General features: G+C 68.3%; 12 protein-coding genes. 8 read left to right on the top strand and 4 right to left on the bottom strand.

Features of this window, described 5'->3' with window-relative positions; all coding sequences use genetic code 11:
- Positions 1-16: 16 nt before the first annotated feature.
- Complete coding sequence (locus BM004_RS20080) at positions 17-3,127, top strand: efflux RND transporter permease subunit (RefSeq protein WP_093129777.1); 3,111 nt, start codon at positions 17-19, stop codon at positions 3,125-3,127.
- 131 nt (positions 3,128-3,258) lie between these two features.
- Here the strand turns inward: BM004_RS20080 and BM004_RS20075 are convergent, their stop codons facing one another.
- The 3 genes from BM004_RS20075 to BM004_RS20065 form a co-directional block, all read right to left on the bottom strand.
- A complete protein-coding gene (locus BM004_RS20075; RefSeq protein ID WP_093129776.1) occupies positions 3,259-4,782 on the bottom strand; it encodes a tripartite tricarboxylate transporter permease in 1,524 nt (507 codons plus the stop codon).
- A gap of 1 nt (position 4,783) precedes the next feature.
- On the bottom strand, positions 4,784-5,332 hold the full coding sequence (locus tag BM004_RS20070) for a tripartite tricarboxylate transporter TctB family protein (RefSeq protein ID WP_093216095.1): 549 nt from the start codon (positions 5,330-5,332) through the stop codon (positions 4,784-4,786).
- A gap of 103 nt (positions 5,333-5,435) precedes the next feature.
- A complete protein-coding gene (locus BM004_RS20065; protein WP_093216092.1) occupies positions 5,436-6,395 on the bottom strand; it encodes a tripartite tricarboxylate transporter substrate binding protein in 960 nt (319 codons plus the stop codon).
- Between the two features lie 135 nt (positions 6,396-6,530).
- On the opposite strand from BM004_RS20065, the gene BM004_RS20060 reads away from it, so the two are divergent.
- From BM004_RS20060 to BM004_RS20040, 6 genes are all read left to right on the top strand, one after another.
- Positions 6,531-7,214 carry a response regulator transcription factor gene (locus tag BM004_RS20060; RefSeq protein ID WP_093216090.1) on the top strand — a complete coding sequence of 228 codons (684 nt, stop codon included), beginning with the start codon at positions 6,531-6,533 and terminating at the stop codon, positions 7,212-7,214.
- Positions 7,211-8,620, top strand: a complete 1,410-nt coding sequence (locus tag BM004_RS20055) for a sensor histidine kinase (protein WP_093216087.1) — start codon at positions 7,211-7,213, stop codon at positions 8,618-8,620. The genes BM004_RS20060 and BM004_RS20055 overlap by 4 nt, the downstream gene beginning before the upstream one ends.
- 43 nt (positions 8,621-8,663) lie before the next feature.
- Positions 8,664-9,101 carry an RNA-binding S4 domain-containing protein gene (locus tag BM004_RS20050; RefSeq protein WP_093129771.1) on the top strand — a complete coding sequence of 146 codons (438 nt, stop codon included), beginning with the start codon at positions 8,664-8,666 and terminating at the stop codon, positions 9,099-9,101.
- 59 nt (positions 9,102-9,160) lie between these two features.
- Entirely contained in the window at positions 9,161-9,967 is an 807-nt protein-coding gene (locus BM004_RS20045) for a PPK2 family polyphosphate kinase (protein WP_093216083.1), read from the top strand.
- A gap of 132 nt (positions 9,968-10,099) precedes the next feature.
- Entirely contained in the window at positions 10,100-10,288 is a 189-nt protein-coding gene (locus BM004_RS40690; RefSeq protein WP_093129769.1) for a hypothetical protein, read from the top strand.
- Between the two features lie 54 nt (positions 10,289-10,342).
- Positions 10,343-10,999 carry a DUF7716 domain-containing protein gene (locus BM004_RS20040; protein ID WP_093216081.1) on the top strand — a complete coding sequence of 219 codons (657 nt, stop codon included), beginning with the start codon at positions 10,343-10,345 and terminating at the stop codon, positions 10,997-10,999.
- 45 nt (positions 11,000-11,044) lie between these two features.
- Here BM004_RS20040 and BM004_RS20035 read toward each other — a convergent pair whose 3' ends face one another.
- Positions 11,045-11,716, bottom strand: coding sequence for a hypothetical protein (locus BM004_RS20035; RefSeq protein ID WP_093216078.1), 672 nt, complete (start codon positions 11,714-11,716; stop codon positions 11,045-11,047).
- A gap of 148 nt (positions 11,717-11,864) precedes the next feature.
- On the opposite strand from BM004_RS20035, the gene BM004_RS20030 reads away from it, so the two are divergent.
- Positions 11,865-12,230: a c-type cytochrome gene (locus tag BM004_RS20030; protein ID WP_256219964.1), complete on the top strand. Its 366-nt coding sequence runs from the start codon at positions 11,865-11,867 to the stop codon at positions 12,228-12,230.
- The last annotated feature ends 67 nt before the right edge of the window (positions 12,231-12,297 follow it).

The raw sequence follows: 12,297 nt of genomic DNA, 5'->3' as shown, positions 1-12,297 counted from the left end.
TTTCAAAGGACACGCCATGAACGTTTCCGCCTGGTCCATACGCAACCCGATTCCGGCGGTGATGCTGTTCGTGCTGCTCACCTTCGGTGGGCTGCTGTCGTTCAACGCGATGAAGGTGCAGAACTTTCCGGACATCGACCTGCCGACCGTCACGGTCTCGGCGTCGCTGCCCGGTGCCTCGCCTTCGCAGCTGGAGAACGACGTCGCGCGCAAGCTCGAGAACTCCATCGCCACCGTGCAGGGCCTGAAGCACATCACCACCAAGGTGCAGGACGGCGCGGCCACCCTCATCGTGGAATTCCGCCTCGAGAAGCCCGTGCAGGAAGCCGTGGACGACGTGCGCTCCGCGGTGCAGCGCGTGCGCGCCGACCTGCCGGCCGACGTGCGCGACCCGGTGGTCACCAAGCTCGACCTGGCGGGCCAGCCGGTGCTGGCCTTCACCATCGCCTCGTCCCACATGGACAACGAGGCGCTGAGCTGGTACGTCGACAACGACATCACCAAGAAGCTGCTCGCGCTGCCCGGCGTGGGCGCGGTGAACCGCGTGGGCGGCGTCACGCGCCAGGTGCACATCGACCTCGACCCGGCCAAGCTGCAGGCGCTGGGCGCCTCGGCCGGCGACATCTCGCGCCAGCTGCGCCAGGTGCAGACGGAGAGCGCGGGCGGACGCTTCGACCTGGGCGGCAGCGAGCAGCCGGTGCGCACCATGGCCACGGTGCAGTCGGCCGACCAGCTCGCCGACATGCAGATCGCGCTCACCGACGGCCGGCGCGTGCGCCTGGACCAGGTGGCGCGCATCAGCGACACCATTGCCGAGCCGCGCGCGGCCGCGCTGCTCAACGGCAAGCCGGTGGTGGGCTTCGAAGTGGCGCGCAGCCGCGGCGCCAGCGAAGTGGAAGTGGGCCACGCGGTGCAGAAGGCGCTCGCCGACCTGCGCGTGCAGCGTCCCGACATCGAGCTGACCGAGGCCTTCAACTTCGTCGACCCGGTGGAAGAGGAATACAACGGCTCGCTGCACCTGCTGTATGAGGGCGCCATCCTGGCGGTGATCGTGGTGTGGCTGTTCCTGCGCGACTGGCGCGCCACCTTCGTGTCGGCCGTGGCGCTGCCGATGTCGGTGATTCCGGCCTTCATCGGCATGCACCTGCTGGGCTTCTCGGTGAACGTGATCTCGCTGCTGGCGCTGTCGCTGGTGGTGGGCATATTGGTGGACGACGCCATCGTGGAGGTCGAGAACATCGTGCGCCACCTGCGCATGGGCAAGACGCCCTACCAGGCGGCCATGGAGGCGGCCGACGAGATCGGGCTGGCCGTGATCGCCACCACCTTCACCCTCATTGCGGTGTTCCTGCCCACGGCCTTCATGAGCGGCGTGGCCGGCAAGTTCTTCAAGCAATTCGGCTGGACGGCCTCGCTCGCGGTGTTCGCCTCGCTGGTGGTCGCGCGGGTGCTCACGCCGATGATGGCGGCGTACATCCTCAAGCCCATCGTCGGCGCGGAGAAGGAACCCGGCTGGCTGCGCTGGTACATGCGCGCGGTGGAATGGAGCACGCACAACCGCTTCAAGACGATGGTGCTGGCCACCCTCTTCTTCTTCGGTTCGCTGGCGATGATCCCGCTGCTGAAGACCGGCTTCATTCCGCCGGACGACAACTCGCAGACGCAGGTGTACCTGTCGCTCGCGCCCGGCGCCACGCTGGCGCAGACCACGGCGGCATCCGAAGAAACGCGCCGCCGCGTGATGCAGGTCGCCCACGTGAAGAGCGTCTACACCACGGTCGCGGGCGGCAGCGCGGGCGGCGACCCGTTCGCCAGCTTCGGCACGCCCGAGACGCGCAAGGCCACGCTCACGATCAAGCTCGACCCGCGCGGCGACCGGCCGCGCAAGCAGGTGATCGAGAACCAGATCCGCGCCGCGCTCGAGACGCTGCCCGGCGTGCGCAGCACGGTGGGCCTGGGCGGCTCGGGCGAGAAGTACATCCTGGCGCTCACGGGCGAAGACCCGGTGGCGCTGGCTTCGGCCGCGAGCGCGGTCGAGAAGGACCTGCGCACCATCCACGGCCTGGGCAACATCACGTCCACCGCCAGCCTGATCCGCCCCGAGATCGCCGTGCGGCCCGACTTCGCGCGCGCCGCCGACCTGGGCGTCACCAGTTCGGCCATTGCCGAGACGCTGCGGGTGGCCACGCTGGGCGACTACGACCAGTCGCTGGCCAAGCTCAACCTCGCACAGCGGCAGGTGCCGATAGTGGTGAAGCTGGAAGACTCGGCGCGCCAGGACATCGACCTGCTCGGGCGCCTGTCGGTGCCGGGCGCGCGCGGGCCCGTGATGCTGAACCAGGTGGCCTCGCTCACCATGGAAGGCGGCCCGGCCGTGATCGACCGCTACGACCGCTCGCGCAACGTGAACTTCGAGATCGAGCTGTCGGGCGTGGGCCTGGGCGACGCGAAAGCCGCGGTCGAGAAACTGCCTTCGATCCAGAAGCTGCCGCCCGGCGTGCGCATCGCCGAAGTGGGCGACGCCGAAGTCATGACCGAGCTGTTCGCGAGCTTCGGCCTGGCCATGCTCACCGGCGTCCTGTGCATCTACATCGTGCTGGTGCTGCTGTTCAAGGACTTCCTGCACCCGGTGACGATCCTGTGCGCGTTGCCGCTGGCGCTGGGCGGTGCGTTCGTGGGACTGCTGATCGGGCAGAAGGCGCTGTCGATGCCGTCGCTGATCGGCTTGATCATGCTGATGGGCATTGCCACGAAGAACTCGATCCTGCTGGTGGAGTACGCCATCGTGGCGCGCCGCGACCACGGCATGAGCCGCTGGGACGCGCTGCGCGACGCCTGCCACAAGCGCGCGCGGCCGATCATCATGACCACCCTGGCCATGGGCGCGGGCATGCTGCCGATCGCGGTCGGCTTCGGCGCGGCCGACTCCAGCTTCCGCTCGCCGATGGCGATGGCGGTGATCGGCGGGCTCATCACCTCCACCGTGCTGAGCCTGCTGGTGGTGCCGGCCGTGTTCACCTACATCGACGACATCGAGCACTGGATCCGGCGCACCGTGCGCAAGCTGCGCGGGCAGCCGGCGGACCCGCACATCGACGACGACCTCGCCGAGACGCCGCAGCACTGATGCGCTGACGCGCCGGCGCATCGCCGCCTGGCCGGCGCCACCCGGTTTGCGGGCCCGAAAACCAGAAGGCGCCGCGCCGCACGAAACGTGCGAGGCGGCGCCTTCGAGGATCTGAGAAGACTTGGGGCGACTCAGGCGTCGAGCTGCGCCAGCCGCTTCAGCTTGCGTTCGCTCATGCGCTTGGCCAGCCGCGGCAGCACCAGCACGGCCACCACGATGACCACCAGCGTGATCGACATCGGGCGCTGGAAGAACACCACCGCACTGCCCTCGCCGATCGACATGGCATTGCGCAGTTGCGCTTCGGCCAGCGGCCCGAGGATCATGCCGACCACCACGGGCGCGGTCGGGAAGTCGAAACGGCGCATCACCACGCCCAGCAGGCCGATGGCGTACAGCAGGAACAGGTCGAACGCGCTCTGGCGCATGCCGTAGGCACCCACCGTCGCGAAGATCAGGATGCCGGCGTAGAGCTGGGGCTTCGGGATCTTCAGCAGCTTGACCCACAGGCCGACCATCGGCAGGTTGAGCACCAGCAGCATCACATTGCCGATGTACAGCGAGGCGATCAGCGCCCACACCAGCGCGGCCGAGGTGGTGAAGAGCTGCGGGCCCGGCTGGATGCCGTAGTTCTGGAACGCGCCCAGGAGGATGGCGGTGGTGTTCGACGTGGGAATGCCCAGCGTGAGCAGCGGGATCAGCGCGGCCGTCACCGTGGCGTTGTTGGCGGCCTCGGGGCCGGCCACGCCTTCGATGGCGCCCTTGGTGCCGAACTCGGCCTTGTCTTCGGGGTTCTTGACCAGCTTCTTTTCCATCGCATAGCTCAGGAAGGTCGGGATCTCAGTGCCGCCCGCCGGAATGCAGCCGAAGGGCGTGCCGATGGCGGTGCCGCGCAGCCACGCTGGAATGGAGCGCTTCCAGTCGCGCTTGGTCATGTGCACGCGGCTGAGCTTGTTCTGGCCTTCGGTGACCTTGCCTTCGTAGAGCACCGCGTACAGCACCTCGGCCACGGCGAACAGTCCGACCGCCACCAGCACGATCTCGATGCCGTCGAGCAGTTCAGGCACACCGCCGGTGTAGCGGCCCTGGCCCGAGATCTGGTCGAGGCCGACGCAACCGGCCGCGAGGCCGACGAACAGCGCCGTCATGCCGCGCAGCGTGCTCTTGCCCAGCACCGCGCTCACGGTGGTGAAGGCCAGCAGCATCAGCAGGAAGTACTCGGGCGGGCCGAGCTTGACCGCGAACTCGGCCACGAAGGGCGCGAACAGCGTGACGATGACGGTGGCGATGGTGCCGGCCACGAAGGAGCCGATGGCGGCCGTGGCGAGCGCGGCGCCCGCGCGGCCGCTCTTGGCCATCTTGTTGCCCTCCATCGCCGTCACCATGCTGGCGGTTTCGCCGGGCGTGTTCAGCAGAATGGAGGTGGTCGAGCCGCCGTACATGGCGCCGTAGTAGATGCCCGAGAAGAAGATCATCGAGGCCGTGATGTCGACCTTGCCGGTGATGGGCAGCAGCATGGCGACCGCCACGGCCGGGCCGATGCCGGGCAGCACGCCCACGGCGGTGCCGAGCGCGCAGCCGACCAGGCACCAGAGCAGATTGATCGGGGTGATCGCGGTGGCGAAGCCCGCCATCAGTGCGTTGAAGATTTCCATGTCAGAACCACCCGGTGTTGGTGAGGCCAGGCAGGTTGATGGCCAGGAATTGCGTGAACATCCAGAACACCGGAGCGGAGATCAGCGCGCCCGCGATGAAGTCGATGGCCCAGGTGCGCGGCAAGTTCACACCGGCCTGCCCGCTCGCGCGGCGCAGCCCCTGCACGGCCAGCACGTAGCACAGCGTGCAGCTCAGGATGAAGCCGAGCGTGGTGATTAGCGCCGCGTTGAGCAGCAGCCCCGCCGACACCCAGACGAAGCCGGGCCAGTAGGCCTGCGCGGCACCCGTGGGCGCATCGAGCTCGCGAAAGCCGCCGGTGCGTGCTTCCCAGAGGATCCACGCGCCGCACAGCACCAGCACCACCGACACCAGCCACGGCAGGAAGTTGGGGCCGACGCCGCCGTAGCCGGCTTCGGAAGAAATGCCGATGGCGCCGAAAGCCAGCGCCAGGCCGGTCAGCAGGACGCCGGCGCCGACCAGGGTTTGCGGCCATGCGGCCGCAGGCCGGGCCTCGCCGGAGAGCGGGACCGAGGAGTCTGGAGTTGTCATTTTTTCTCCCGGGAGGAATGTGGAGCTGGATTTGAAAACGGCACGCTGTCGTCTCTTGCGAGGACAGCGCGCCGTGGGGCGGGCCAGGGGTGCGCGCCGGGGGTCAGACCATGCCGGACTTGGTCATGATGGCGCGCAGGCTGGCGAAGTCGTCGTCGACGAACTTCGCGAACGCGTCGCCCGACAGCACGGCCGGCGTCCATTCGTTCTTCTTGAGCGACTCGGCCCACGAAGCGCTCTTCATGGCGGCCAGCACCATGTCGGTCAGCGCCTTGCGCTGTTCGACCGAGATGCCGGGCGCGCCGTACACGCCGCGCCAGTTGCCGATTTCCACGTCGATGCCCTGCTCCTTCAGCGTGGGCACGTCGATGCCCGGAAGGCGCTTGGCCGAGGTGACGGCGATGGCCTTCATCTTGCCGGCGGCGATGTATTCGGCGAACTCGCTGTAGCCGCTGCCGCCGATGGTGACGTTGCCACCCAGGATGGCGGCGGTGGCTTCACCGCCTCCGCGGAAGGCCACGTAGTTGATCTTGGACGGGTCGGCACCGACCTTCTGCGCGATCATGGCCGCGGCAATGTGCTCGGTGGAGCCGCGCGAACCGCCGCCCCACTTGACGCTGCCCGGGTCTTTCTTGAGCTGGGCCACGACGTCGGCCATGGTCTTGAACGGTGAGTTCGAGGGCAGCACGAACACGTTGTATTCGGTGGTCAGGCGCGCGATGGGCGTGGCCTGCTCGAGCTTGACCGGCGGCTTGCCGGTGATGATGCCGCCCAGCATGACCGAGCCCATGACCATCAATGCGTTGGCGTCGCCCTTGGAACCGTTCACGAACTGGGCCAGGCCCAGCGCGCCGGCGGCGCCGCCCTTGTTGTCGTAGGTGACGGTGTCGGCCACCTTGGCGTCGTTCAGCGCCTTGCCCAGCGCGCGGCCCGTGGTGTCCCAGCCGCCGCCCGGGTTGGCGGGGATCATCATCTTGACGTTGGCAGCGGCCCGGGCCGACAGTGGCAGGGCACCGGCGGCGGCCAGCGCGGCCAAGGACTTCAGAAAGGTATCGCGACGCATTGTTGTCTCCTGAAAACTGGAAGGAACTTGAAAGGAACCTGACTTGAACCTGAGCGCTATCATGCGCCGCCCCGCTGTCAGTTGGCTGTCCGCCGGACTGGGGAAAACACTGAAGAACACACCCGCCGTCCTCCTATGAAGCTGCTGCTGGTCGAAGACGACCCCTCGATGCAAATCACCCTGCAGCGCACCCTCGGGCGGCGCCGCATCGACGTGCGCATCTGCGGCGACGGGGCCGAGGCCGTGGCGCAATGGCGCGCCATCGAGCCCGACGTGGTGGCGCTCGACCTGAGCCTGCCCAACCTCGACGGCCTGCAGGTGCTGGCACAGGCGCGCGCCGAAGGGCTGCGCACGCCGGTGCTGCTGCTGACGGCGCGCGGCACCGTGGGCGACCGCATCATGGGACTGAACGCCGGGGCCGACGACTACCTGCCCAAGCCCTTCGACCTCGACGAACTGGAGGCCCGCATCCGCGCGCTGCGCCGGCGCAGCCACGGCGTCGCCGGGCAGGACGCGGGCCTGAACCCGCAGGAGGTCGGTGGCCTGCGCTTCGAGCCCGACAACGGCGCCATCTACCACCGCGCCGAACTGCTCGAGCTCACGCCGCGCGAGCTGGCGCTGCTGAAGGCGCTGATGATGAAGCCCGGCCACGCCGTGACCAAGGAGCGCCTGTTCGAGCTGGTGTTCCCGGGCGAGGCCGACGTGCAGTACGAGGCCATCGAGGTGGTGGTGTACCGCCTGCGCAAGAAGCTGGTGGGCACGGGCGCCGTGCTGATGACCATGCGCGGCCTGGGCTACCTGCTGCGCCCCGAGACATGACCCGCGTTTCATCGCTGCGCGCGCGGCTGCTGCTCGGCATCCTCGCGCCGATCGCGCTGTTCATCGTGATCAACAGCGTGAGCGTGTACCGCCAGAGCCTGGCGGCGGCCACCACGGCCTACGACCGCACGCTGCTCGCGTCGGCCAAGACCATCGGCGAGCAGCTCGACGTGGAGGGCTACGACGAGCTGGCGCAGTTGCGCGCCATCGTGCCCTACTCCGCGCTCGAGGCCTTCGAGGCCGACAACCGCAGCCGGCTGTTCTACCGGGTGTCGGCGCTCGACGGCGAGATGATCTCGGGCTTTGCCGAGCTGCCCTTCTGGCGCGGGCGCATTCCCGACCGCAGCGCGTACGCCGCGCTGGTGGATTTCTACGACGCGCAGTTCCGCAACCAGCCGGTGCGCGTGGCGGTGCTGCTGCAGCCGGTGGCCAGCGCACGCGGGCGCGGCATGGCGGTGGTGCAGGTGGCCGAGACGCTGGAGATCCGCGAGACGCTGGCGCGCAAGCTGCTGGTCGACACGCTGTGGCGCCAGCTCCTGCTGATGGGCGTGATCGCGCTGGCCACGCTGTTCGTGGTGCAGCGCGCCACGCGCCCGGTGCGCGAACTCGGCGAGGCCATCGAGAGGCGGCCGGCCGACGACCTCTCGCCCATCGACGCGCCCGACGCGCCGCGCGAACTGCGCCCGCTGATCGACGCCACCACGCAGGTCATGGGCCGGCTGCAGGGGCTGCTCGACCACCAGAAGCGCTTTGTGCGCGACAGCGCCCACCAGCTGCGCACGCCGCTGGCGGTGCTGAAGGCGCAGGTGCAGTCGGCGCGCCGCGGCGACGTGGCGCCCGAGCAGGCCTTGGGCGAAATCAGCCAGACGGTGGAGCGCGCCACCGCGCTGGCCAACCAGATGCTGTCGCTCGCCAAGGTGGAGCAGCTGCGCCAGCAGCCGGAGTCGGTGACGCTCGATTTCGGCGAGGTGGTGCGCCAGATGGCGCTCGACCTGTCGCCGCTGGTGGCCGACAAGGCGCTCGACTTCGAGCTCGCCATCGACCGGCCGGTGCGGGTGCGGGCCCACCAGTGGATGCTGCAGGAGCTCACGCGCAACCTGCTGCACAACGCGATCAAGCTGAGCCCGGTGGGCGCCGCGCTGTCGGTGGCGGTGCAAGCGGATGGCGACGAGGCGGTGCTGACGGTGCGCGACAGCGGCCCGGGCATTTCGGACGAACTGCGCCAGCGCCTGTTCGCGCCGTTTTCCGCCGGCAGCACGTCGAGCGGCTCGGGGCTGGGGCTGGCGATCTGCCGCGAGATCGTGCTGGCGCTGCAGGGGCGCATCAGCCTGGACAACCGCGCGGCAGGCGGGCTGGACGCTGTGGTGCGCCTGCCGCTGTGGCCGTTGGAACCGTCGACAGCCTAGCTGCGGTCGCGGCACAATTCCGCATCTCCACTTTCCACCTTCTATGGAACGCCTGCGCATCGACAAATGGCTCTGGGCCGCCCGCTTCTTCAAGACGCGCTCGCTGGCCGCGGAGGAAATCGGCAAGAACCGCGTGCAGGTGAACGGCGACGTCGCCAAGGCCTCGCGCGAGGTGAAACCCGGCGATACCGTGGCCCTGCGCATGGGCCCGCTGACGCGGACCGTGACGGTGCGCGGCATCAGCGGCCTGCGTGGGCCGGCGCCGGTGGCACAGCAGCTCTACGAGGAGACGCCCGAGAGCATCGCGGCGCAGGCGGCCTTTCGCGAACTGCGCCGCACGGGCAGCGAGCCGGCCCTGTCCATCGAGCAGGGGCGCCCGACCAAGCGCGACCGGCGCGAGCTCGACGGCGCGGTGCGCCAGCATGCCGACTGGGACAACCGCTGGAGCGCTTCGCTCAGCCCGGACGACGACGAGCGCTGACCACCGGTAGCTGATCGCTTACGCTGTCGGCTTCGTTTTTTTCACGGAGTCCCTGCTTCATGGCCAGCTTCAAGAAATACCGCGTCGGCGACAAGTTCAAGCTCTCGCACATCGACCCCGACGACACGCCCTTCTGCGAAGGCGATGAAGCCTCGCAGCGCGCGGAGGTCGACGCACTGGCGGTCGAGCTCGACGAACTGCAGGACCTGCTGCACGCCGAAGGCAAGCGCAAGCTGCTGCTGGTGCTGCAGGGCATGGACACCAGCGGCAAGGACGGCACCGTGCGCTGGGTGTTCTCGCGCACCTCGCCGCTGGGCGTGCGCGTGTCGGCCTTCAAGGCGCCCACCGTGGACGAGCGCGCGCGCGACTACCTGTGGCGCTGCCATGCGGTGGTGCCGCGCACCGGCGAGATCATGGTGTGGAACCGCAGCCACTACGAAGACGTGCTGGTGCCCGTGGTCGAAGGCTGGATCGACAAGGCGGAAGCCAAACGCCGCTATGCGCAGATCAACGACTTCGAGCGGATGCTCACGGAGACCGGCACGGTCGTCGTCAAGTGCATGCTGCACATCGACAAGGACGAGCAGCGCGAGCGCCTGCAGGCGCGCATCGACACGCCGGGCAAGCAATGGAAGTTCAGCATGGACGACCTCGAGGTGCGCACCAAGTGGAGCGCCTACCAGCAGGCCTACCAGACAGCGCTGAGCCACACGTCGAGCGACCACGCGCCGTGGCACGTGATTCCGGCCAACAGCAAGCGGCACCGCAACGTGATGATTGCGCAGCTGCTGGTGAAGACGATGCGGCAGATGAAGCTGAAGGCGCCGCCGCCCGATCCGGCACTCAAGGGAATGATCGTCAAGTGAGCGCCCAGGCCTTGGCAGCGGGCCTTGCGTGTCCCTTTTGTAAAGTGCGACTTCGCCTACGAAGCGGCTTCGGACGCCCCACTAAGCTGGGCTGCGTACCGATTCGGGTGCACCAACCAGAAGGACTCCAACATGAAAAAACAACTTCTCTTCGTTCTTGCAGCCACCACGCTCGCTTTCGCTTCCACGGCCACCATGGCCCAGCCGGGACCGCGCCACGGCCCCGGCTACGACCGGCCGCACCATCGCCCGCACAAGGTGTGGGTGCCGGCGCACCGCGAGCACGGCCGCCTCGTGCGCGGGCATTACGCCTGGCGCTGATCGCCGGCCGGGCGCCTTCTTCGCGCGAAGGAGGCGCCTGAGATGTCTCGCTTGATGAACCTGCGCGAAGCCATCGAGGCGCTCGCTGCATGCTTCAACGACACCGATCTGTACGAGCGCTTTTCGTGGGTCTATGCCCGCGACAGCGGCGAGCTGATCGACAACCGCTTCTTCCTGTCCTGCAACGCGGACGAGGAAGAAGATCCCGTCGAGGACGAACGCGGGGGCGAGATGCCGGCCTACGCCGCTGAACACGGGCTGCGCCATTACCTGGAAGCCGCCACTTTCGCCGATGTGCTGTCGGTGCAGAAGACGCAGCGGCCGCTTTCAACGCTCGAGGAATTCGCGGCGGCGTTGAAGCACTATCACGAGCAGGATGCGTTTCTCGACCTGGGCCAGTTTGCCAGCGGCGAATGCGCTGGAAACGAACCACAGGCCGGCATTTCGCGCGAGCTCTACGCCGAGTACGACCTGCGCCTTGCCGAATGTCCACCCGAGCGCATCGGCGAGGCGGCGCGGGCCAGCGCGGCGCTGCTGCAGATCAACGTGGCGCAAGCGCTTGCGCGTTGCCGCCAGTTGCCGATGTCCTTGGGAATGCGCGTCGATGGGCGCGCGCGGGACAGGATCGAAGCGAAGTTTGCCGACCTGTCATTGCCGCTCGAGCGAACGACGCACCGGTCGCTCGCATGGCTGCCGCCTGAAGCCACCTGAAGCCACCTGAACCCGTCTGAGACGACTCGAGGCGCTCGAGGAAACTCAGGAGCGTCGGATCAAGGCCTGCGCGAGCACGCGGCACTTGCCGAATTCGCAGCGCACCGCCCACGTACCGCCGTTGTCGCACGGCACGTTGTAGGTCTCGTAGCCGGGGCCCTTCGCCGTAAGTTCGGCGCGCGGCTGCAGGTTGCAGCGGCCGGCCTTGGCGAGGTTCTCGACGTTGTACGTGTCCACGCCGGTGCGGCGCGGCTTCAGCACGATGCCGGGGTCGAAGGTGTTGCCGTAGAACGTGTCGCGCACGTTCGTGTCGAGGTTGCGATAGCCGCGCTTGGCCATGCAATGGACGATGGCGATCTGCTGGTGCTCGGCGATCAGATCGGCGTCGGGCCGGCCGTTCCAGTCGATGATGGCGGCCGTGATGCCGGTGTAGGAAGCTGCGGCGACGATGCCCTGGCCGTGCACCGTGATCAGGCCGAGGCCCAACGCGCCCCACATGGCGTCGCCGGACTCGGTGCGCGCCGTGATGCGGTTGGCTGCCGTGCGGCAGTCGGCCACGTCGTTGTCATAGCGGACCTTGTCGACGCCTTCCATGGCCACCATGGGCACATAGGAGGTGCCCCGGCCCGTGCCAGGTTCGGTCGGCGTCGGCGGCGGCGCGCTGGCGCAACCCACCAACGCCACAGCGGCAAACGCAATGCTCAGCAGCAGCTTCATGCAATCCCTCGTCTTCTTCGCGATAGTTGCCGGGATTTAACCATACATATAGTTACTCTTGAATCGAGTTGTCGCGGACGCACGACGGCGCAGGCCCGCTCCCGGCCGGAGAACCAGCGGCTACGATCCCTTCGCCAGCCGAGACCCCATGTCGATGATTCCCAGAATAAAACCAAAGCGCTCTTCTGCCTCGCCTTTCATCGCCGTGGTCGTGTGGATGTCCGCGCAGACGTTTGCGGCCCACGCGCAAACCCCGCCCGCCGACCTGGCGCGCAAGAACGCCTGCATGGCGTGCCACGGGCTGGTCCACAAGCAGGTCGGCCCCGGATTCGCGCAGATCGCGCAGCGCTACCGCAACGATGCCGAGGCACCGGCGCGCCTGGCCGGAAAGATCCGCGACGGCAGCGTCGGCACCTGGGGCCGGATCATCATGCCGCGCCAGACGCAGGTCTCCGAGGCCGACGCGCAGGTGCTGGCGCGGTGGGTGCTGTCGCAGCCTGACGCACCGCGCTGAGCCGCGTTCGGCGTCTTCTGGAGGCCCGAGGCCCGCAGTGCATTCGCGCAGATTGGTAACAAAGTGC

It is taken from the genome of Variovorax sp. OK212, assembly GCF_900112425.1.
GTDB lineage: Bacteria > Pseudomonadota > Gammaproteobacteria > Burkholderiales > Burkholderiaceae_C > Variovorax.
Note: the sequence above shows the minus strand (reverse complement) of the source record. Positions and strands in the feature narration are given on the sequence as shown.

Coding starts and splice junctions, on each gene's coding strand:
- BM004_RS20080 (WP_093129777.1), top strand. CDS start 17: ATGAACGTTTCCGCCTGGTCCATACGCAACCCGATTCCGGCGGTGATG.
- BM004_RS20075 (WP_093129776.1), bottom strand. CDS start 4,782: ATGGAAATCTTCAACGCACTGATGGCGGGCTTCGCCACCGCGATCACC.
- BM004_RS20070 (WP_093216095.1), bottom strand. CDS start 5,332: ATGACAACTCCAGACTCCTCGGTCCCGCTCTCCGGCGAGGCCCGGCCT.
- BM004_RS20065 (WP_093216092.1), bottom strand. CDS start 6,395: ATGCGTCGCGATACCTTTCTGAAGTCCTTGGCCGCGCTGGCCGCCGCC.
- BM004_RS20060 (WP_093216090.1), top strand. CDS start 6,531: ATGAAGCTGCTGCTGGTCGAAGACGACCCCTCGATGCAAATCACCCTG.
- BM004_RS20055 (WP_093216087.1), top strand. CDS start 7,211: ATGACCCGCGTTTCATCGCTGCGCGCGCGGCTGCTGCTCGGCATCCTC.
- BM004_RS20050 (WP_093129771.1), top strand. CDS start 8,664: ATGGAACGCCTGCGCATCGACAAATGGCTCTGGGCCGCCCGCTTCTTC.
- BM004_RS20045 (WP_093216083.1), top strand. CDS start 9,161: ATGGCCAGCTTCAAGAAATACCGCGTCGGCGACAAGTTCAAGCTCTCG.
- BM004_RS40690 (WP_093129769.1), top strand. CDS start 10,100: ATGAAAAAACAACTTCTCTTCGTTCTTGCAGCCACCACGCTCGCTTTC.
- BM004_RS20040 (WP_093216081.1), top strand. CDS start 10,343: ATGAACCTGCGCGAAGCCATCGAGGCGCTCGCTGCATGCTTCAACGAC.
- BM004_RS20035 (WP_093216078.1), bottom strand. CDS start 11,716: ATGAAGCTGCTGCTGAGCATTGCGTTTGCCGCTGTGGCGTTGGTGGGT.
- BM004_RS20030 (WP_256219964.1), top strand. CDS start 11,865: ATGTCGATGATTCCCAGAATAAAACCAAAGCGCTCTTCTGCCTCGCCT.